17 protein-coding genes and 2 tRNA genes are annotated in these 20,620 nt (G+C 62.6%); 13 read left to right on the forward strand and 6 right to left on the reverse strand.

Annotated elements, in window-relative coordinates; all coding sequences use genetic code 11:
- Positions 1–68 precede the first annotated feature (68 nt).
- The 3 genes from YH3_RS26400 to YH3_RS26410 all read right to left on the reverse strand — a co-directional run bounded on the left by YH3_RS26400 (position 69) and on the right by YH3_RS26410 (position 4,808).
- A complete protein-coding gene (locus YH3_RS26400; RefSeq protein ID WP_003944693.1) occupies positions 69–1,604 on the reverse strand; it encodes an amino acid permease in 1,536 nt (511 codons plus the stop codon).
- A gap of 768 nt (positions 1,605–2,372) precedes the next feature.
- The gene (ilvD, locus tag YH3_RS26405; protein WP_007729361.1) at positions 2,373–4,214 is read right to left on the reverse strand and encodes a dihydroxy-acid dehydratase; all 1,842 of its coding nucleotides are present in this window, start codon (positions 4,212–4,214) and stop codon (positions 2,373–2,375) included.
- A 72-nt stretch (positions 4,215–4,286) separates the two neighbouring features.
- Positions 4,287–4,808, reverse strand: a complete 522-nt coding sequence (locus YH3_RS26410) for a PH domain-containing protein (protein ID WP_039973093.1) — start codon at positions 4,806–4,808, stop codon at positions 4,287–4,289.
- Positions 4,809–5,074: 266 nt separating this feature from the next.
- Between YH3_RS26410 and YH3_RS26415 the strand changes: the two genes are divergently transcribed.
- The 10 genes from YH3_RS26415 (at position 5,075) to YH3_RS26460 (ending at position 15,857) form a co-directional block, all read left to right on the forward strand.
- Positions 5,075–7,015, forward strand: coding sequence for an acetolactate synthase large subunit (locus YH3_RS26415; RefSeq protein ID WP_064444389.1), 1,941 nt, complete (start codon positions 5,075–5,077; stop codon positions 7,013–7,015).
- Positions 7,012–7,515, forward strand: a complete 504-nt coding sequence (ilvN, locus tag YH3_RS26420) for an acetolactate synthase small subunit (protein WP_003944718.1) — start codon at positions 7,012–7,014, stop codon at positions 7,513–7,515. Before YH3_RS26415 ends, ilvN begins: the two co-directional genes overlap by 4 nt.
- A 53-nt stretch (positions 7,516–7,568) precedes the next feature.
- The gene (ilvC, locus tag YH3_RS26425) at positions 7,569–8,570 is read left to right on the forward strand and encodes a ketol-acid reductoisomerase (RefSeq protein ID WP_030535412.1); all 1,002 of its coding nucleotides are present in this window, start codon (positions 7,569–7,571) and stop codon (positions 8,568–8,570) included.
- A 250-nt stretch (positions 8,571–8,820) separates the two neighbouring features.
- The gene (gene serA / locus YH3_RS26430) at positions 8,821–10,413 is read left to right on the forward strand and encodes a phosphoglycerate dehydrogenase (RefSeq protein WP_003944758.1); all 1,593 of its coding nucleotides are present in this window, start codon (positions 8,821–8,823) and stop codon (positions 10,411–10,413) included.
- A gap of 74 nt (positions 10,414–10,487) precedes the next feature.
- A complete protein-coding gene (locus YH3_RS26435; RefSeq protein ID WP_003944691.1) occupies positions 10,488–11,501 on the forward strand; it encodes a 3-isopropylmalate dehydrogenase in 1,014 nt (337 codons plus the stop codon).
- 84 nt (positions 11,502–11,585) lie between these two features.
- Positions 11,586–12,359: a fumarylacetoacetate hydrolase family protein gene (locus tag YH3_RS26440; RefSeq protein ID WP_003944722.1), complete on the forward strand. Its 774-nt coding sequence runs from the start codon at positions 11,586–11,588 to the stop codon at positions 12,357–12,359.
- 391 nt (positions 12,360–12,750) lie between these two features.
- Positions 12,751–13,911: an alkane 1-monooxygenase gene (locus tag YH3_RS26445; protein ID WP_007729349.1), complete on the forward strand. Its 1,161-nt coding sequence runs from the start codon at positions 12,751–12,753 to the stop codon at positions 13,909–13,911.
- Positions 13,912–13,984: 73 nt separating this feature from the next.
- Complete coding sequence (gene gltX / locus YH3_RS26450) at positions 13,985–15,460, forward strand: glutamate--tRNA ligase (RefSeq protein WP_003944712.1); 1,476 nt, start codon at positions 13,985–13,987, stop codon at positions 15,458–15,460.
- A 156-nt stretch (positions 15,461–15,616) separates the two neighbouring features.
- A tRNA-Gln gene (locus tag YH3_RS26455) sits at positions 15,617–15,688 on the forward strand.
- 96 nt (positions 15,689–15,784) lie between these two features.
- Positions 15,785–15,857, forward strand: a tRNA-Glu gene (locus tag YH3_RS26460).
- A gap of 139 nt (positions 15,858–15,996) precedes the next feature.
- On the opposite strand, the gene YH3_RS26465 is transcribed toward YH3_RS26460, so the two are convergent.
- From YH3_RS26465 to YH3_RS26475, 3 genes are all read right to left on the reverse strand, one after another.
- Positions 15,997–16,194, reverse strand: a complete 198-nt coding sequence (locus YH3_RS26465; protein WP_007729345.1) for a DUF5302 domain-containing protein — start codon at positions 16,192–16,194, stop codon at positions 15,997–15,999.
- An 83-nt stretch (positions 16,195–16,277) separates the two neighbouring features.
- Positions 16,278–16,781 carry a pyridoxamine 5'-phosphate oxidase family protein gene (locus YH3_RS26470; RefSeq protein WP_064444390.1) on the reverse strand — a complete coding sequence of 168 codons (504 nt, stop codon included), beginning with the start codon at positions 16,779–16,781 and terminating at the stop codon, positions 16,278–16,280.
- 55 nt (positions 16,782–16,836) lie between these two features.
- Positions 16,837–17,538, reverse strand: a complete 702-nt coding sequence (locus tag YH3_RS26475; protein WP_007729342.1) for an IclR family transcriptional regulator — start codon at positions 17,536–17,538, stop codon at positions 16,837–16,839.
- Between the two features lie 158 nt (positions 17,539–17,696).
- On the opposite strand from YH3_RS26475, the gene leuC reads away from it, so the two are divergent.
- The 3 genes from leuC to YH3_RS26490 all read left to right on the forward strand — a co-directional run bounded on the left by leuC (position 17,697) and on the right by YH3_RS26490 (position 20,542).
- Positions 17,697–19,118 carry a 3-isopropylmalate dehydratase large subunit gene (gene leuC / locus YH3_RS26480; protein WP_003944727.1) on the forward strand — a complete coding sequence of 474 codons (1,422 nt, stop codon included), beginning with the start codon at positions 17,697–17,699 and terminating at the stop codon, positions 19,116–19,118.
- A 28-nt stretch (positions 19,119–19,146) separates the two neighbouring features.
- Complete coding sequence (gene leuD, locus YH3_RS26485) at positions 19,147–19,755, forward strand: 3-isopropylmalate dehydratase small subunit (RefSeq protein ID WP_003944724.1); 609 nt, start codon at positions 19,147–19,149, stop codon at positions 19,753–19,755.
- Between the two features lie 157 nt (positions 19,756–19,912).
- Positions 19,913–20,542 carry an HU family DNA-binding protein gene (locus tag YH3_RS26490; protein ID WP_007729339.1) on the forward strand — a complete coding sequence of 210 codons (630 nt, stop codon included), beginning with the start codon at positions 19,913–19,915 and terminating at the stop codon, positions 20,540–20,542.
- The last annotated feature ends 78 nt before the right edge of the window (positions 20,543–20,620 follow it).

Consider the following 20,620-nt stretch of genomic DNA (forward strand, 5'->3'; position numbering starts at 1 on the left):
ACTCGCGCCGTCGAACAAAACGAACCGCCGCTCTCCGAATCGGAGAGCGGCGGTTTGTTTATGAAGGATCAGTCCTTGACGAGTACCGGGTCGGCGTTCGCGGACGGGATGGCGGTTCCGTCCTTGAGTTTGCGACCGAGGACCGACTTGCGGTGACCGTAGGCGAAGTACACGAGCACACCGATGGCCATCCAGACGAGGAACCGGATCCAGGTCTCGACCGAGAGGTTGAGCATCAGCCAACCGCAGGCGAGCACGGCGACGATCGGAACGAACGGCACCAGCGGGACGCGGAATCCGCGCGGCAGGTCGGGGCGGGTGCGGCGAAGGACGATGACACCGACACAAACCAGGACGAAGGCGAACAGCGTTCCGATGTTGACCATCTCTTCGAGCGTGCCCATCGGGAAGAAGGCTGCCAGGACGGCGACGATGCCACCGACGATCAACGTGATGCGCATCGGGATGCCCTTGGCGTTGGTCTTGGCCAGGCTGCGCGGCATGAGTCCGTCACGGGACATGGCGAAGAGGACGCGGGTCTGGCCGAGCATCATGACCATGACAACTGTCGTGAGGCCGGCCAGGCCACCGAAGTTGATGGCGGTTTGTGCCCAACCGATTCCGTTGGCCTCGAATGCGGTTGCGAGGGTGGCGCTGGAATCGCCGACCAGCGGACTGCCGTCCTTGAGTTCGGTGTACTTGACCATGCCGGTCAGTACGAGCGTGACGGCAACGTAGAGAACCGTGACGATGGCGAGCGAGCCGAAGATTCCTCGCGGCAACGACTTCTGCGGGTTCTTGGTTTCCTCGGCGGTGGTGGCGACGACGTCGAAACCGATGAAGGCAAAGAACACGAGGCTGGCGGCTGCGAGCAATCCGTAAGCGCCGTAGCTGCTTCCGCCTGCGCCGGTCAGCCAGGAGAACAAGGTCTGATGGATTCCGCTTGCAGAACTCTCGGTTCCTTCGGACGGCGGGATGAAGGGGGAGTAGTTCTCCTTCTTGATGTAGAACGCGCCCACGACGATGACGAGCAGGACTACTGCGATCTTGATCGCGGTGATGATTGCGGAGACTCGCGAGGAAACCTTGGTGCCGATCGCGAGGATCAGCGTGATCGCGCCGATGATAAGCAGAGCGCCCCAGTCGAAGCTGATCGAACCGATGTGGGCGGTGGTGCTTCCGCTGGCCCCGATGACGTTGCCGAGGTACAGCGACCAGCCCTTGCCGACGACGGCGGACGCGAGAGCGAACTCGAGAATGAGGTCCCAGCCGATGATCCAGGCGGCGAACTCCCCGAACGTGGCGTAGGAGAACGTGTATGCGCTGCCTGCGACGGGGACGGTGGAGGCGAACTCCGCGTAACACAGCGCGGCGAGGCCACAGGCGATGGCAGCGAGAACGAATGCCAGTGAAATGGAGGGTCCTGCGACATTGCCTGCGGTTCGAGCAGTCAGCGTGAAGATGCCTGCGCCGATGACGACGGCGACTCCGAATACCGTGAGGTCCTTCGCGGTCAGTTCCTTCTTGAGCTTTGTCTCAGGCTCGTCGGTGTCCGCGATCGATTGCTCGACGGATTTGGTGCGCCATATGCCGACTCCGGGCATGTATTGCTCCTTGGTTGTTTCCCGTCGACCTTGTGGGTGACGGGCGGTGGCTGACTGTCGTCGTTGTGATGTGCGTCTCAGCGACCTGATGAGGGAACCACTGGTGAGCGCCGTGTGCAAGTCGGCTCGCTCGAACTGACCGAAATGATCACCTGACTGAAAGTCATCCCCCCTCATGTATCTGAATTGATCAGCTGGTGTCTGAAACCCTACGTCCAAGTGAATTCGCTCACGAGCCGGACGCGCGATTCGGTCTGAAATGTCTGATAGCTCATATCGTTCCGTTGGTGCTCCGCGTGTCGCCCGACTATTCGGTACCTGTCGGTCGGTCTTGCTGTCGATGAGTTGCACTGTCGCTGTACCAGCACGTCCCATTTCACCCGTATCGGGGCGACAGGCGAGAGGACCACCGCGTACCTGGATCCGGTCGAGCGTCCATCACGCGTCGTGGCAGAGTGTGTCGGCGACGGGATGATCGGATTGGGTTGTGGTTCAAGCTCATACAACACCGGAGGAAGTACGGCGTGTTCGGACGCAGTCGGTCCCGCGTTCTTCTCCGAAGTGACATGAACCCGACTCTGTCGACCCTCTGCCGTGGCCCGTTGGCGAGCATTCTCGTGGAGCTGAGTTGGTTGCCGCACGTCCGACTGCCCGAAAACCTTGTGTGACTGTCACATCGGCTACGCGCGTCTCGAGCCGCACGCACGCTTACAGAAAAGATCCCCGGCCGAAAGGCGGCCGGGGATCTTTTTCGATTCGTGGCAGAACTTACGGAACGTAGCGAACCGCGCCCTTGTCGGCGGACGTTGCCAGAGCGGCGTAGGCGCGCAGTGCTGTCGTCACGGTGCGCTGACGATCGACCGGCTGCCACGGGCGCTCCGAGGCCTCCATCTTCGCGCGTCGCTCGGCGAGGACGTCGTCATCGACCAGGATCTCGAGCGTGCGCGAGGCGACGTCGATGCGAACCTGATCGCCGTTCTGGACGAGACCGATGATTCCGCCTGCGGCAGCCTCGGGGGAGATGTGACCGATGGACAGCCCGGAGGTTCCGCCCGAGAAACGACCGTCGGTGATCAGCGCGCATTCCTTACCGAGGCCTGCGCCCTTGAGGAAGGCAGTGGGGTGCAGCATTTCCTGCATGCCGGGGCCACCCTTGGGGCCTTCGTAGCGCACGACGAGAACGTCGCCGGCCTTGATCTTCTTCTGCAAGATGACCGAGACGGCTTCTTCTTGAGATTCGACGACGAGCGCCGGGCCCTGGAAGGAGAACAGTTCCTCGTCGATGCCGGCCGTTTTGAGTATTGCGCCGTCGAGTGCGATGTTGCCACGCAGGACAACCAAGCCGCCTTCGACGGTGTAGGCGTTCTCGACGTCGCGGATACAGCCGCCGGCCGCATCGGTGTCGAGGGCAGACCAACGGTTGTCCGTGGAGAACGGTTCGATGGTGCGCACGCCGCCGGGAGCCGCGTGGAAGAGTTCGATTGCCTCGTCGGTTGCCTTGCCGGAGCGGATGTCCCAGTCGTCGAGCCACTGGTCGAAGCTCTTGGTGTGCACGGTGGACACGTCGGTTTCGAGGAGTCCGCCGCGGCGAAGCTCACCGAGCAGGGCGGGGATTCCGCCGGCGCGGTGGACGTCTTCCATGTGGTAGTCCGAGTTGGGAGAGACCTTGGACAGGCACGGAACCTTTCGGCTGATCGCGTCGATGGTGTCGAGGTCGAAGTCGACCTCGCCTTCCTGCGCCGCAGCCAGCGTGTGCAGGACGGTGTTGGTGGAACCGCCCATGGCGACATCGAGAGCCATCGCGTTGCGGAACGCTGCCGGGGTCGCGATGTTGCGCGGCAGCACCGACTCGTCGCCGTCGCGGTAGTACTTGAGGGCCGCCTCGACCACGGTGGTGCCCGCACGAGAGAAGAGTGCGTGACGAGCCTTGTGAGTTGCCAGCGTGGAGCCGTTGCCCGGCAATGCGAGGCCGAGGGCCTCCGTCAGGCAGTTCATGGAATTGGCGGTGAACATTCCGGAGCAGGACCCGCATGTCGGGCACGCGCTGCGCTCGACCTCGTCGAGGCCCTCGTCGGACACGGCATCGTTGGCAGAGGCGGAGATCGCGGTGATGAGATCGGTGGGGGCTTGGGCCACGCCGCCGACGACCACTGCCTTACCGGCCTCCATCGGACCACCGGAGACGAAGACGGTCGGGATGTTCAGGCGCATCGCAGCGTTGAGCATGCCGGGAGTGATCTTGTCGCAGTTGGAGATACACACCAGTGCGTCGGCTGTGTGGGCGTTTGCCATGTACTCGACCGAGTCGGCGATGATCTCGCGGCTCGGGAGCGAGTAGAGCATTCCGCCGTGGCCCATTGCGATGCCGTCGTCGACTGCGATGGTGTGGAACTCACGAGCGACGCCGCCGGCCGCACTGATGGCCTCGGCAACGATCTCGCCCACGTTCTTGAGATGCACGTGGCCGGGTACGAACTGGGTGTACGAGTTCGCTACGGCGACGATCGGCTTTCCGAAGTCGGAATCCGTCATTCCTGTGGCGCGCCACAGGGATCGGGCTCCGGCAGCATTACGTCCGATGGTGGTGGTGCGTGACCTCAACGGGGGCATGGGCGTGTTCCTTATGTGATCGTTGCTGGTCCACTCAAATAGAAGCGAGGGCCTTTCAACGCTACTCGCGTGCTACGGGCGCTTCTCTTCGGGCTGGTCCTGTGTGTTCTCGACGAGCTCGGATTCTGCTTCTGCTTCTGCAGCTGCTTCTTCCTCTTCGGCTTCCTTGGCGGCGAAGGCTTCTGCGGCGGATGCGTAGGGATCGGTGATGCGGCCGCCGCTGGCGATCGCGATCTCGGGAAGCCTGACGAAGCTGACCGCAGGCAGGGTCACCTCGGTTCCGTCGGTGAGTTCCGCGCGCGCCCAACTCCGCTTCGGGAAGCGGAAACCCTTGACGTCGTCCCAAGCGAGGGTGCGCTTGGAGAACGTCGAGCGGACCTCGAGGCCGTCAGGGCTGACGGTGGTGCGCAGTCGCGCGACGAGATAGACGGCGATGATCGGAAGGATCAGCAACCAGCTGAAGGCGACGGGCCACCCGAAGATCGGGAAGCTGACCGCGAACAGAAGGAACGCGCACGCCATGTAAGCGAGCTGCGAAATGCGGATGACGTGCCGAAGTGGTTTCGGCGTGTGGGATGATTGAGCCGGTGGCACGGGCTGCTGCGAAGTTGACACCTCTACATCTTCGCATTGCAGCCGATGTATCTCAGATTCTGGGACGGTCGACTCACCAAGTTTGCCGTTCGCGACTAGCGCCTCTACTGTCGAGTGCGTGAAACAGAATGAGTTGCTCGTAATCGGCCGGCGCGTCGTCGCCTGAGTCGATTTTTCAACTCACCAGATAACGACGCGCCACCCTCGCTCAGCAGATGCTGACGGGGGTTTTTTGTTGCCCGGAGCCAGAATCAGAGGATTTCCCAGTGAGCGCACCAACAGCACGGCCTCAACCCACGCCGCGCAAGTCAGGGACACCGAGCCCGACAACCGCGGCTGCCGCAACCCAGACGGCCAACCGTCGCCAGCTCCCGCCTGAGCGGGTAACCGGCGCGCAGTCTGTGGTTCGAGCCCTCGAAGAGCTCGAGGTCGACACGGTATTCGGCATTCCCGGCGGTGCCGTGCTCCCGGTTTACGACCCACTCTTCGATTCGGTCAAGGTCCGCCACGTGCTCGTGCGCCACGAGCAGGGTGCAGGCCACGCTGCCACCGGTTACGCCCAGGCGACCGGCAAGGTCGGCGTCTGCATGGCCACCTCGGGTCCCGGTGCGACCAACCTGGTCACGCCGCTGGCCGACGCGCAGATGGACTCCGTTCCGATCGTCGCGATCACCGGGCAGGTGGCGCGCTCGCTGATCGGTACCGACGGCTTCCAGGAAGCCGACATCTCAGGCATCACGATGCCGGTCACCAAGCACAACTTCCTGATCACCGACGTGATCGACATCCCGCGCATCATGGCCGAGGCCTTCTACCTCGCGGCCAGCGGTCGCCCCGGCGCCGTCCTGGTCGATATCCCCAAGGACATCCTGCAGTCGCAGACCACGTTCTCGTGGCCGCCGGAGATGCGTCTGCCGGGCTACCGCCCGGTCACCAAGCCGCACGGCAAGCAGGTTCGTGAAGCTGCACGTCTGATCGCCGACGCCAAGTCGCCGGTTCTGTACGTCGGTGGCGGCGTCATCAAGTCCGACTCCTCGCCGGAGTTGCTCGAATTGGCCGAGCTGACCGGTATCCCCGTCGTCACCACGCTGATGGCCCGCGGCGCGTTCCCGGACAGCCACGACCTCAACTGCGGTATGCCGGGAATGCACGGCACCGTTGCCGCAGTCGCCGCTCTGCAGCGTAGCGATCTACTGATCACCCTCGGTGCGCGTTTCGACGACCGCGTCACCGGTCAGTTGAATTCCTTCGCGCCCGACGCCAAGGTCATCCATGCCGACATCGACCCGGCCGAGATCGGCAAGAACCGCTACGCGGACGTCCCGATCGTGGGCGACTGCAAAGAGGTCATCACCGAACTCATCGAGGCGATCCGTGCCGACATGGCCACGGGCACCACGTTCGACCTCACCGAGTGGTGGGCGTACCTGAACGACATCCGTCGTACGTACCCGCTGAGCTACGACCGTCCCACCGACGGTCAGCTGAGCCCGGAGTACGTGATCCAGACCGTCGGCAAGCTCGCCGGACCGGATGCCATCTACTGCGCCGGCGTCGGTCAGCACCAGATGTGGGCCGCGCAGTTCGTCGGCTACGAGAAGCCGCGCACGTGGCTCAACTCGGGCGGGCTCGGCACCATGGGGTACGCGGTTCCCGCAGCCATGGGCGCCAAGATGGGTATGCCCGACACCGAGGTGTGGGCGATCGACGGCGACGGCTGCTTCCAGATGACCAATCAGGAACTCGCAACCTGCGCACTCGAAGGTATTCCGATCAAGGTTGCCCTCATCAACAACGGCAACCTCGGCATGGTGCGCCAGTGGCAGACACTCTTCTACGAAGAGCGCTACTCCAACACCAACCTCGGAACGCACGGCGCCATCCGCATCCCGGACTTCGTGAAGCTCGCAGAAGCATTGGGCTGCCACGGAATTCGTGTCGAGCGTGAAGAAGATGTCGAAGCTGCGATCCGTGAGGCGCAGTCCATCAACGACAAGCCTGTCGTGATCGACTTCATCGTCACCGCCGACGCACAGGTGTGGCCGATGGTCGCTGCCGGAACGAGCAACGACGAAATCATGGCGGCCCGGGGCATCCGGCCGCTGTTCGACGACGACGAGGCAGTTGCCGAGCCCGCCGTCATCCACGAAGCCATGTCACGCGAGCAAGCCGGACCCGCCGCGGGCACAGGGGAGGATCAGAAGTGAGCACCAGTCACACCCTCAGTGTTCTCGTCGAGGACAAGCCAGGCGTGCTGGCTCGCGTCTCCGCACTTTTCTCCCGCCGCGGATTCAACATCGAATCCCTTGCGGTGGGCGGAACCGAGATCCCCGAGATCTCACGTATGACCATCGTCGTCACGGTCGACGAGTTCCCTCTCGAGCAGGTGACGAAGCAGCTCAACAAGCTGATCAACGTCATCAAGATCGTCGAGCAGGACGGTGAAGCATCCGTCGCTCGCGAGCTCGTGCTCATCAAGGTGCGCGCTGATGCAAGCGTGCGCACGCAGGTCATCGAAACGGTGAACCTGTTCCGCGCCAAGGTGATCGACGTCTCTCCGGAGTCCGTCACCATCGAGGCGACCGGTACTCGGTCCAAGCTGGATGCACTGCTGCGGATGCTTGATCCGTACGGTATCCGGGAGATCGTTCAGTCCGGGGTCGTGGCAGTCGGTCGAGGGCCGAAGTCGATCACGGCCACCCGCTAGTACTTTTAGACACGTAAAAATCCAAGGAGAGGTTGAGAACTGTGGCAGTCGAGATGTTCTACGACGACGATGCCGATCTGTCGATCATTCAGGGCCGCAAGGTTGCTGTGATCGGCTACGGAAGCCAGGGCCACGCCCATTCGCTGAGCCTGCGTGACTCGGGCGTCGATGTGCGCATCGGCCTCAAGGAAGGCTCGAAGTCGCGTGAGAAGGCTGAAGAGCAGGGGCTGACGGTCGGTACGCCGGCAGAGGTTTCCGAGTGGGCCGACGTCATCATGGTGCTCGCACCTGACACCGCTCAGGCGAGCATTTTCACCAATGACATCGAGCCGAACCTCAAGGACGGCGACGCGCTGTTCTTCGGTCACGGCCTGAACATTCACTTCGACCTGATCAAGGCTCCGGAGTTCGTCACCGTCGGCATGGTCGCCCCCAAGGGCCCCGGCCACCTGGTGCGTCGTCAGTTCGTCGACGGCAAGGGCGTTCCCGCGCTCATCGCCATCGACCAGGATCCCAAGGGTGAAGGCCAGGCTCTTGCTCTGTCCTACGCCAAGGGCATCGGCGGAACCCGCGCAGGCGTCATCAAGACCACGTTCAAGGAAGAGACCGAGACGGACCTCTTCGGCGAGCAGGCCGTGCTCTGCGGCGGCACCGAGGAACTGGTCAAGACCGGTTTCGAGGTCATGGTCGAGGCCGGCTACGCACCCGAGATGGCGTACTTCGAGGTTCTGCACGAGCTCAAGCTCATCGTCGACCTCATGTACGAGGGTGGCATCGCCCGCATGAACTACTCGGTGTCCGACACCGCTGAGTTCGGTGGATACCTCTCCGGCCCGCGCGTCATCGACGCCGACACCAAGGAGCGCATGAAGGCGATCCTGGCCGACATCCAGTCCGGCGAGTTCACCCGTCGTCTGGTTGCCAACGTCGAGAACGGCAACACCGAGCTCGAGGGCCTGCGCAAGGCCAACGCCGAGCACCCCATCGAGGTCACCGGCAAGAAGCTGCGCGACCTGATGAGCTGGGTCGATCGTCCGATCACCGAAACCGCGTAGTTCGCAGTTTCACGCTCCACGTCTCCACTGGCCTGATGCCGCGCCGGTTCAATTACGTTGAACCAGCGCGGCATTGGGCCGGAGTCGTTTTCCGGGTCGTCTGAGTCCGGATTCATATTCCATCGAGAATTTGCCCGCGAATGTGTCCACTATGTGGTATTGCCTACCGCGTTGTGGATTCCAAGTGAGCGCGCACTAAACTATCGGTGGTTAAACCACCTTCACACCCACCTAATCAGGGAGTTTGCACGTGAGCCAGCCTGGCCGTCCCGTTGTTCTGATCGCCGACAAGCTCGCGCCGTCCACAGTCGAGGCGCTCGGTGACGGTGTGGAGGTGCGTTGGGTCGACGGACCCGACCGCCCGGCGCTGCTCGCCGCGGTACCCGAGGCCGACGCGATTCTCGTCCGTTCCGCCACTACCGTCGACGCCGAGGTTCTGGCTGCCGGCACCAAGCTGAAGATCATCGGCCGCGCCGGTGTCGGCCTGGACAACGTCGAGATCCCCGCAGCCACCGAGCGCGGCGTGATGGTCGTCAACGCACCGACCTCCAACATTCACTCCGCTGCCGAGCACGCTGTCGCGCTCCTCATGTCGACCGCTCGCCAGATTCCCGCAGCAGACAAGACTCTGCGTGAGAACACCTGGAAGCGAAGCAAGTTCAACGGTGTCGAGATCCTCGGCAAGACCGTCGGTGTCGTCGGACTCGGCCGCATCGGCCAGCTCTTCGCGCAGCGTCTCGCTGCGTTCGAGACCACGATCATCGCGTACGACCCCTACCTGCCCGCAGCGCGCGCAGCGCAGCTCGGCATCGAACTGGTCACCATCGACGAGCTCGTCGAGCGCGCCGACTTCATCTCCGTGCACCTGCCCAAGACCAAGGAAACGGCCGGCCTGATCAACGCCGAGCGCCTCGCCAAGGCCAAGGACGGCGTCATCATCGTCAACGCCGCTCGCGGTGGTCTGATCGACGAAGATGCGCTCTACGACGCACTCGTCTCCGGCAAGGTCCGAGGCGCCGGTCTCGACGTGTTCAGCACCGAGCCGTGCACCGATTCCAAGCTTTTCGAGCTCGACAACGTCGTTGTCACCCCGCACCTCGGAGCATCGACGTCCGAGGCTCAGGACCGCGCAGGCATCGACGTGGCCAAGAGTGTTCTCCTCGCTCTGGCAGGCGAATTCGTTCCCGAGGCTGTCAACGTCTCCGGCGGCCCCGTGGGCGAAGAAGTTGCTCCGTGGCTCGAGCTCGTCCGCAAGCTCGGTCTCCTCGCTGCGACGTTGTCGCCCGAAGCTGTGCAGACCGTGCAGGTTGTCGCCACCGGCGAGCTGTCTGCCGAAACCGTCGACATCCTCGGCCTGGCTGCACTGCGCGGCGTGTTCTCCGCCAGCAGCGATGAGGCCGTCACGTTCGTCAACGCTCCGGCACTGGCCGAGCAGCGCGGCGTGACCGTGTCGGTCGAGAAGCACTCGGAGGCTCTTGCTCACCGCAGCGCGGTCGAGGTGCGTGCAGTTGCCGCGGACGGCACGGTCACGTCGGTCACGGGCGCACTCACCGGTCTGCAGCAGGTCGAGAAGATCGTCAACATCAACGGACGCAGCTTCGACCTGCGCGCCGAGGGCCACAACATCGTCGTTCACTACAGCGATCGCCCGGGCGTTCTCGGTGTCCTCGGCACCGTCCTCGGAAACGCGGGCGTCGACATCCTCGCAGCAGCACTGAGCCAGGATGCCGAAGGCGAAGGCGCAACTGTCATCTTGCGCGTCGATCGCGTCGTCGGTGACGCCGAGGTCGAGGCAATCGTCTCGCAGCTCGACGCTCGCGTCGCCCAGGTCGACCTTTCCTGATTGTTTTTGCTGTGCGCCTTTATCAACCGCCCGCGGTTGATAAAGGCGCACAGTTCTACTGAGATGAGGACTCCATGAAGCTTGCGGTCATTCCGGGTGACGGAATCGGCGTCGAGGTCACTGCCGAGGCGCTCAAGGTGCTCGGCAAGTTGGTTCCGGATCTGGAAACCACCGAATACGATCTCGGTGCCCGTCGCTACAACGCCACCGGCGAGTTGCTCCCGGCGGACGAGCTGGACCAGATTCGTCAGCACGACGCAATCCTGTTGGGCGCCATCGGTGATCCGCGGATCGTCGCACCCGGCATCCTCGAGCGTGGTCTGCTGCTGAACATGCGCTTCCAGCTCGATCATCACGTGAATCTTCGCCCCGCACAGCTGTATCCGGGTGCGCTGTCGCCGTTGGCGGCCCAGCCGGAGATCGACTTCGTCGTGGTTCGTGAAGGCACCGAGGGTCCGTACACCGGAAACGGTGGAGCGATCCGCGTCGGCACCGATCACGAGATCGCAACCGAGGTGTCGATCAACACCTGGTTCGGGGCCGAGCGCGTGGTGCGTTACGCATTTGCCTTGGCGCAGACCCGGTCCAAGCACCTCACCTTGATTCACAAGACCAACGTGCTCTCCAACGCGGGCGCAATCTGGACGCGTGCAATCGAGACCGTCGGTGCCGAGTTCCCGGACGTCGAAACCGCGTACTGCCACATCGATGCGGCCACGATCTACATGGTCACCGACCCGTCGCGCTTCGACGTGATCGTCACGGACAACCTCTTCGGTGACATCATCACCGACCTCGCCGGCGCCGTAACCGGTGGCATCGGTTTGGCCGCAAGCGGAAACATCGATGCCTCGGGTACCAACCCGTCGATGTTCGAGCCCGTTCACGGCAGTGCTCCGGACATCGCCGGCAAGGGAATCGCTGATCCCACCGCCGCGATCCTCTCGGCCGCACTGCTTCTTCGCCATCTCGGACGCGAGGACGACGCCGCTCGGGTCGAGGCTGTGGTCGCTGCCGACCTGGCTACCCGCGGCGAAGGTCCCATCTCCACAACGGAGATCGGCGACCGGATCACTGCAGCGCTGTAAGGAATTCTTTCACGAGACTGACGCGCGTGAGCCTTTCGGCTTGCGCGCGTCAGTCGTTTCCGGCACCCCGATAGACTGGCCGGCATGCGTCTTGGTCGAATTGCCAGTCCCGATGGTGTTGCGTTCGTCAGTATCGAAGGTGAAGAGGATGCCCTCGTCGCCAAGGAAATTGCGGAGCACCCGTTCGGGAACCCCACATTTACCGGCCGAAGTTGGCCGCTCGCCGATGTCCGTCTGCTGGCTCCGATTCTCGCCAGCAAGGTGATCTGCATCGGGAAGAATTATGCAGATCACATCGCGGAGATGGGCGGAGAGGCTCCCGCGGACCCCGTGATCTTCCTCAAGCCCAACACGTCCATAGTTGGCCCGGGTGCCCCGATCGTCTTGCCTCCCACCTCGAACGAGGTGCACTTCGAGGGTGAACTCGCGGTCGTCATCGGTCAACCGTGCAAGGACGTTCCGGCGGCGAAGGCGTTGAGCGTGGTCCTCGGTTACACGATCGCCAACGACGTGTCGGCGCGAGATCATCAGCGTCACGACGGGCAGTGGACGCGCGCGAAGGGCCACGACACTTTCTGCCCACTCGGACCGTGGATCGAAACCAGTCTGGATGCGTCCGACGTCGACATCAAGACCGAGGTGAACGGTCAGGTCAAGCAGGACAGCAGCACGGCTTTTCTCCTCCACGACATTCCGAAGATCATCGAGTGGATCTCGGCGGTGATGACTCTCTTGCCTGGCGACGTCATCCTCACCGGCACCCCCGCCGGAGTAGGCCCGATCGTCGACGGCGATTCCGTGTCGGTCACGGTCTCGGGGATCGGCACGCTCACGAACCCGGTGACCGCCAAGAGCTGATCCTGACCCGGTTCGTTCAGTCACGCGACTACGGAGGCCCCATCCAACCGGATGGGGCCTCCGTCGTGGTGTGAGGTCGAGAGGTGTCTGTCGCAGAAAAGTTGCAAGATGGTAACTATCGCCAGCGGGGTGATCGGGATTGCCTACCGACTCGAAGAAATCAGGCTCCGGGACTGACCTGCGGGTTTCATGACCCAGGCGAAGCTTCGCTTCTGATCCTCCTGGCGTTATGTCGGATTTGGCCAGGTTGGGAGAGTTCGCCCCACGGTTTGCTGTCGCGGCCCGTAACAGACCAAATTCCCTGAAATGTAACGCTGAGCAGTAGGGTGACCGATAACTGGATAGAAGCCGATGGGGCAATCGAGTGGATTGCGCAGAAACGTGGTGATACATGACGACCTTCGCGGAAGCCTCCCGGACAGCGGCAGGGCAAGCGCGGAACGGGCAGCGGCCGGTGTGGCGAGACAAGAAGCGCTACCTGTGGCCACTGGGTTTGCTGGTTCCTCTCAGCCCGTTCGCTGCGTGGTACCTGGTCGACAAATTCAGTCTCGGGCTCTTCTGGGCCATCGGGGCGTGGCTGATCGTCATCGTCATTCCCCTGATCGATCTCCTGGCGGGCGAGGACGGTAACAGCCCACCGGACGAAGCGATCCCTGAATTGCAAGAGGATCGTTTCTACCGCTGGTGCACGTACTTGTTCCTGCCCCTCCAATACGTCGGGCTGGTGTTCGTCGCGTGGTGCTGGGTGAACGCGCCGATGGCGGCGGGGGAGAAGTTCGCGCTCGCGATGACTGCCGGCGTGGTTGCCGGTGTGGGGATCAACGCGGCGCATGAATTGGGGCACAAGAGTGAGAAGCTCGAGAAGTGGCTCGCGAAAGTAGCGCTCGCGCAGTCCTTCTACGGCCATTTCTACGTCGAACACAACCATGGTCACCACGTCCGCGTCGCGACGCCGGAGGATCCGGCCAGCTCGCGGTACAAGGAAAACTTCTGGTTCTTCTTGCCTCGCAGCGTCATCGGCGGCCTGCGCTCGGGATGGCGGATCGAAAGCGCTCGTCTGAGGCGTCAGGGGAGACGGACGTGGAGTTACCGCAACAACATCCTGAACGCGTGGGCGATGAGTGTGGTTCTGTTCGGCAGTCTGATCGCCGCGTTCGGCTGGGAAATTGCGCCGTGGCTCGCCGTTCAGGCAATTGCAGGCTTCACGTTCCTCGAGACCGCCAACTATCTCGAGCACTACGGCCTGCTACGTGCGAAGCGGCCTGACGGCTCGTACGTCCGGTGCTCGCCCGAGGACAGCTGGAACAGCGACCACGTCGTCAGCAATCTGTTCCTCTATCAACTTCAGCGTCACAGCGACCATCACGCGAATCCGCGTCTGCGGTACCAGAGCCTGCGAAGTGCGGCCGAAGCGCCGCAACTTCCAGCGGGTTACGCAGTCATGATCGTCTGCGCGTGGGTGCCGCCGCTGTGGCGAAAGGTCATGGACAAGCGACTGCTGGCCTACTACGACGGCGACATGACACGCATCAACGTCCTGCCGGGTAAGTGATCGGCCGGATGGAGGAAGGGCTGCCGGACTAACCTGTAGTACGACCATCCATCATCGCCGAGCCAAGTGAGCCATGACCAACAGCGAAGTACGCGTCCGTTTCTGTCCGTCACCCACCGGAACCCCGCACGTGGGTTTGGTGCGCACCGCCTTGTTCAACTGGGCATTCGCACGACACCACGGCGGCACATTCGTGTTCCGCATCGAAGACACCGATGCGCAGCGCGACAGTGAAGAGTCCTACCAGGCCATCCTCGACGCCCTCCGCTGGTTGGGGCTCAATTGGGACGAAGGCCCGGAGGTCGGTGGGCCGCACGCACCGTATCGCCAGTCCGAGCGTCGCGACCTGCATCTCGACGTTGTTGCCAAGTTGCTGGCCGCGGGCGAGGCCTACGAGTCCTACTCGACCAACGAGGAGGTCGAAGCGCGACACAAGGCGGCCGGACGCGATCCGAAGCTCGGATACGACAACTTCGATCGCGAGCTCAGCGACGAGCAGCGCGCTGCCTACATCGCCGAGGGGCGCAAGCCCGTCGTCCGCCTCCGGATGCCCGATCACGATCTGACCTGGAACGACCTGGTGCGGGGCGAGACCACGTTCAAGGCAGGCACCGTTCCGGACTTCGCGCTGACTCGCGGCAACGGCATTCCGCTGTACACCTTGGTCAACCCGGTCGACGACGCGTTGATGAAGATCACCCATGTACTGCGCGGCGAAGATCTGCTGTCCTCGACTCCGCGTCAGCTCGCGTTGTACGAGGCATTGATTCGTATCGGTGTCGCCGATTTCACACCGTCGTTCGGGCACTTGCCTTTCGTGATGGGTCAGGGCAACAAGAAGCTTTCCAAGCGCGATCCCGAGTCCAACCTCTTCATCCACCGCGATCGGGGCTTCATTCCCGAGGGATTGCTGAACTACCTGGCTCTGCTCGGGTGGAGCATCGCCGACGATCACGATGTCTTCTCGCTCGACGAGATGGTTGCGGCCTTCGACGTCTCCAAGGTCAACTCCAATCCTGCCCGCTTCGACCAGAAGAAGGCCGACGCGATCAATGCCGAGCACATTCGTCTGCTCGAGCCGGCCGACTTCGCCGGTCGTCTGAAGTCGTTCCTGGTGGAGCACGGACACATCGGCGCCGACGTCGACGAAGCGACGTTCACTGTTGCGGCGGACCTCGTGCAGACGCGCATCGTCGTCCTGTCCGACGCGTGGGATCTGCTGAAATTCCTGTTCGTCGACGAGGCGTCGTTTGCTCTCGATCCGGCCGCGGCGGCAAAGAACTTGAAGGAAGATGCCGGTCCGGTTCTGGACGCGTCTCTTGCGGCGCTCGATGCCATCTCAGAGTGGTCGGCGGCCAGTATCGAGGAAGCACTCAAGAAGGCCCTCATCGAGGATCTGGAGCTCAAACCGCGTAAGGCCTTCGCTCCGGTTCGGGTCGCGATCACGGGCTCTCACATCAGCCCTCCGCTGTACGAGTCGATGGAATTGCTCGGTCGTGAGGTCTCGCTCGCTCGGTTGCGCGCCGGTAGGGCAGCGGTAACCGCCTAGATCGGACGGTCTTCCGGCCGAAAATGAAGCAAAAACCTCCTGTGACCATACGATTTGGTATTTGGGGCAGGGGTACTGGTAATCTTCTTTTCGGCCGGAGACGAGCCGCCGAGCACAACAGCGAAGCGGATCGGGCAAGGCTGGTGAGCAAGACCTTGGGGTATGGTGTAATTGGCAACACAGCGGTTTCTGGTACCGCCATTCTAGGTTCGAGTCCTGGTACCCCAGCGGAAATCCGGTCGATTTTGTGGCCGGACTCAGACAAGCTAAGCTTGCTGAGCATCCAAGAGCAAGACTGAAATACCACGTTTAAAAGCGTGTTCTGGCCCCGTCGTCTAGCGGCCTAGGACGCCGCCCTCTCAAGGCGGTAGCGCGGGTTCGAATCCCGTCGGGGCTACAAAGGAAAGACCCTCCGATCATTGATCGGGGGGTCTTTTCGTATGTGCGGGAAATGTTTCCGGCGATGCGAAAAACGATCACCCCCAGTCGAATTCGACTGGGGGTGATCGTCATCTCACTCTGTTGTCCGCGATCGGTTATCCGCTCTTACGGCGGAACTCTCGCTTGTGATCGGCCGGGCCATGCGTGTTGTGGACCTTGGACTGTCCGTCGCGATGGTCGGTCGATTTGGCGTTCTGATGATTCTTCCGTTCGAGGGCCTCACGGAACTTTCGTTTGGTTTCCTCCGATTGGGATTCGGGTTCGGACGGGGTGTTGCTGTCGAGATCGCTCATATGCTCACTCCTTGTTGTTGGGCCTGTTGGTGAAACTACGCCGGCCCGAATTCGATTGCTCGTGATTTTTCCGCTCACGAATCTCAGGGCTGCGGCGGCGGTGCGGTCGAGCCGGAAAGAGGCATCGCAGGCATCCCGAGCTTGCGGTGATCCCAGGAACGAGTTCGATCGGGAACGAACCGTACCGCGACGCGCTTGTGGAGCATCGCGTCGACGGCCGGGCGGAGATCGTCGGTGTACGGGCCCGTGCACCGCTCCCAGACGCTGATTCCCACAGCGAAGAGGGCTTCCGGATCTTCGACGATGACCCCGGTACCCTCCATCGAGACTCCTCGGAGCGTGTCGTACGTCTGACCGTCTTCGATCAGGACGGACATTCGGGCGTCCCGGCGAAGATTGACGGCCTTCTGCGACTTGGTTTTGGTCTCGAACCAGATTTCGCCGTCGACTATCGCGAACCACATCGCGATCAGGTGGGGCATTCCGTCGGCGCTCAACGTCGCCATCGTTGCCGTACGGCTCTTTTCGACGAAGCTCGAGATTTCGGCCTCGGTCATCGTGATCTGACTACGCTGCTTTCCTGCCATGGTCGCGTCGTACTCCTACGTGCTCGAGGATCTGAAGGCCTTACTGTGTCACGAATTACAGACGCTTGTGGAGCGCTTCGGCAGCTGCGAGAAGGTCCGCCGCCCAGCGGGCTCCCGGTCGTCTACCCATCCGATCGATGGGGCCGGAGACCGAAATCGCGGCAATGACAGCGCCTGCCGAGTCTCGGACGGGAGCCGCGACGCTGGCGACACCGGGCTCACGTTCGGCCGCGCTCTGTGCCCAGCCGCGCCGGCGAACCTCGAGGAGCACTCGTTCGCCGAACGACGCATCGGCGAGGACGGTCCGTTGGGTTTGTGGATCTGCCCATGCGAGAAGGACCTTGGCGCCGGATCCGGCGTTCATCGGCAGTCGGGCTCCGACGAGCACCGTGTCACGCAGGCCGGTCGGTGGTTCCATCGACGCGACGCAGATGCGTTGTGTGCCTTCGCGACGGTACAGCTGGACGCTTTCGCCGGTGATTTCGCGAAGGCGGGGGAGGATGAGTCCGGCCGCAGCAATGAGTGGATCATTAGCGGTGGCAGCGAGTTCGGCGAGTCCGGGCCCTGGGCACCACTGACCGTCCGAGTCGCGAGTGAGGAGTCGATGGACTTCGAGACCGACGGCGAGTCTATGGGCGGTCGCGCGCGGCAAACCGGTTCGTGCACAGAGTTCGGTGAGGCTGCACGGTTCCTCAGCTACTGCATGAAGCACGCCCATTGCTTTGTCCAGGACGCCGATGCCGCTATGCTGTCTCATAGGTCGATACCAGTTTCTCGCATAGTGGGATGCTACCGCATTTCCTGGAGGGATAGCGCATTTCCTCGGGACAGTCTGCATCTGCTGTGAAGGCTGGGGACCTACTTCACGCGCGGCGGGCCAGCCCGTAGTCCGCCGACGCGAGGCTACGTACAGAGGTGGAAGACATGGCACAGAAAGCACGCACTCTCGCCGAGAAGGTGTGGGACGACCACGTTGTCGTGAAAGGGGAGGGGCAGGATCCCGACCTCATCTACATCGATCTCCACCTCGTTCACGAAGTGACGAGCCCCCAGGCATTCGACGGACTTCGCCTGGCGGGACGCCAGTTGCGCCGTCCCGACCTGACGATTGCCACCGAGGACCACAACGTTCCGACGATCGACATCGACAAGCCGATCGCAGATCCTGTGTCCAAGACTCAGGTCGACACCTTGCGCCGAAATTGCGAGGAGTTCGGAGTTCGCTTGCACCGCATGGGCGATCTCGACCAAGGCATCGTGCATGTGGTCGGACCGCAGCTCGGCCTGACGCAGCCCGGAACCACCGTGGTGTGCGGCGACAGTCATACGTCGACGCACGGCGCATTCGGTGCGCTCGCAATGGGAATCGGCACCAGCGAGGTCGAGCATGTGATGGCAACGCAGACATTGTCGTTGCGCCCCTTCAAGACCATGGCGATCACGGTCGACGGCGAGCTGCCTCCCGGCGTCACGAGCAAGGACTTGATCCTCGCAGTCATCGCCAAGATCGGCACCGGCGGCGGCCAGGGCTACGTACTGGAGTACCGCGGCGAGGCCATTCGCAAACTGTCGATGGAAGCTCGTATGACCATCTGCAACATGTCGATCGAGGCCGGAGCCCGCGCGGGCATGATCGCACCGGACGAGACCACTTACGAGTTCATCAAGGGCCGTCCGCATGCACCGTCCGGCGCAGAGTGGGACGAAGCCGTCGCCGCGTGGGAGTTGCTCAAGACCGACGAGGGCGCGGAATTCGACAACGAGGTTCACATCGACGCAAGCGCATTGACGCCTTTCGTCACGTGGGGAACCAATCCGGGACAGGGTGCGCCGCTCGGCGACCGTGTGCCTGATCCCGAACTGATCGTCGACGAGAGCGAGCGTCAGGCAGCCGAGAAGGCGCTCACCTACATGGGTCTCGACGCCGGTATGCCGCTTCGGGATGTTTCTGTCGACACCGTGTTCGTCGGTTCGTGCACCAACGGACGCATCGAAGACCTGCGCGCAGTGGCGGAGGTGCTCGAGGGTCGCCATGTGGCAGAGGGCGTTCGGATGCTCATCGTTCCCGGCTCGATGCGGGTGCGGGCTCAAGCCGAAAGCGAAGGTCTCGGTGAAATCTTCACAGCGGCAGGGGCTGAATGGCGCCAGGCCGGTTGCTCGATGTGCTTGGGAATGAACCCTGACCAGCTTGCTCCCGGCGAGCGTTCGGCATCGACGTCCAACCGGAATTTCGAAGGCCGACAGGGTAAAGGCGGCCGGACTCATCTGGTTTCCCCGCTCGTCGCGGCTGCCACGGCGGTCCGCGGAACGCTCTCGGCACCGGCCGATCTGGTCTGACCCACTTACCATCTCGAGGAGAATTTCGATGGAATCCTTTACCACGCACAAGGGTATCGGCGTCCCGCTGCGACGCTCGAATGTCGATACCGACCAGATCATCCCTGCCGTGTACCTGAAACGGGTGACGCGCACCGGATTCGAGGACGGGCTGTTTGCAGGCTGGCGTACCGACCCCAACTTCATTCTGAATCTGGCTCCGTACGACAAGGGAAGCGTCCTCGTGGCCGGTCCCGATTTCGGCACGGGCTCTTCGCGTGAGCATGCCGTGTGGGCTCTCTCCGACTTCGGATTTCGGGTCGTCATTGCTTCCCGGTTCGCCGACATCTTCCGCGGAAACGCCGGAAAAGCCGGTCTCGTAGCGGCACAGGTCGAGCAGAGCGACGTCGAATTGCTCTGGAAGTTGCTCGAAGAGCAGCCCGGACTGGAATTGACAGTAGATCTCGAGAATCGGACCGTCAGCGCCGGAACTACGGTGGTGCCGTTCAATATTGACGACTACACACGGTGGCGTCTGCTGGAGGGTCTCGACGACATCGGACTGACATTGCGGCAGGTAGACGCGATTTCCGAGTTCGAAAAGTCAAGGCCTTCATGGAAACCGACTACCCTTCCAGCCCGAATTTCGCAGGGCTGAACCGAAATCCGCAACTCCGCGCGGGAAGAGAAATAGGTCACCATTTCGCAGTCACGTTGAATGAGAATTGGCGTGGCACATAGACTCTTGCCGTTATCAGGTTTACCGTGGTTCTCAGTCGGTCCGACGGTGGACCACAATTAGCGGAGGAATTTCAATGAACAAGGCAGAGCTCATCGATGTTCTGACTGAAAAGCTGGGTTCGGACAGGCGCACAGCGACCGACGCAGTGGAGCACGTCGTGGACACCATCGTCCGCGCCGTCCACCGTGGCGAGAGCGTGACCATCACCGGCTTCGGAGTCTTCGAGCAGCGTCGTCGTGCAGCACGTGTTGCACGCAACCCGCGTACGGGCGAGACCGTCAAGGTCAAGCCGACGTCGGTTCCGGCTTTCCGTCCGGGTGCGCAGTTCAAGGCTGTTATCGCTGGTGGACAGAAGCTTCCGGCCACCGGCCCGGCAGTCAAGCGTGGCGTAGCAGCACCGGCCACCAAGGCTGCAGCCAAGAAGGCTGCTGCCAAGAAGACCGCAGCCAAGAAGGCTCCGGCCAAGAAGGCTCCGGCCAAGACCGCAGCCAAGAAGACGGTTGCCGCGAAGGCTCCCGCCAAGAAGGCTCCGGCCAAGACCGCAGCCAAGAAGACGGTTGCCACCAAGGCTCCCGCCAAGAAGGCTCCGGCCAAGACCGCAGCCAAGGCTCCGGCCAAGAAGGCTCCGGCCAAGAAGGCTCCCGCCAAGACCGCAGCCAAGAAGGCTCCGGCCAAGAAGGCTCCGGCCAAGCGCGCAAAGTAGTCGCGTTCGGGTGAAAAACCCGATGCCGTAAGACAAAGAGGTGCAGCCGCGGATCAGATCCGCGGCTGCACCTCTTTT

This window comes from Rhodococcus sp. YH3-3 (assembly GCF_001653035.1).
Lineage (GTDB): Bacteria > Actinomycetota > Actinomycetes > Mycobacteriales > Mycobacteriaceae > Rhodococcus_F > Rhodococcus_F qingshengii.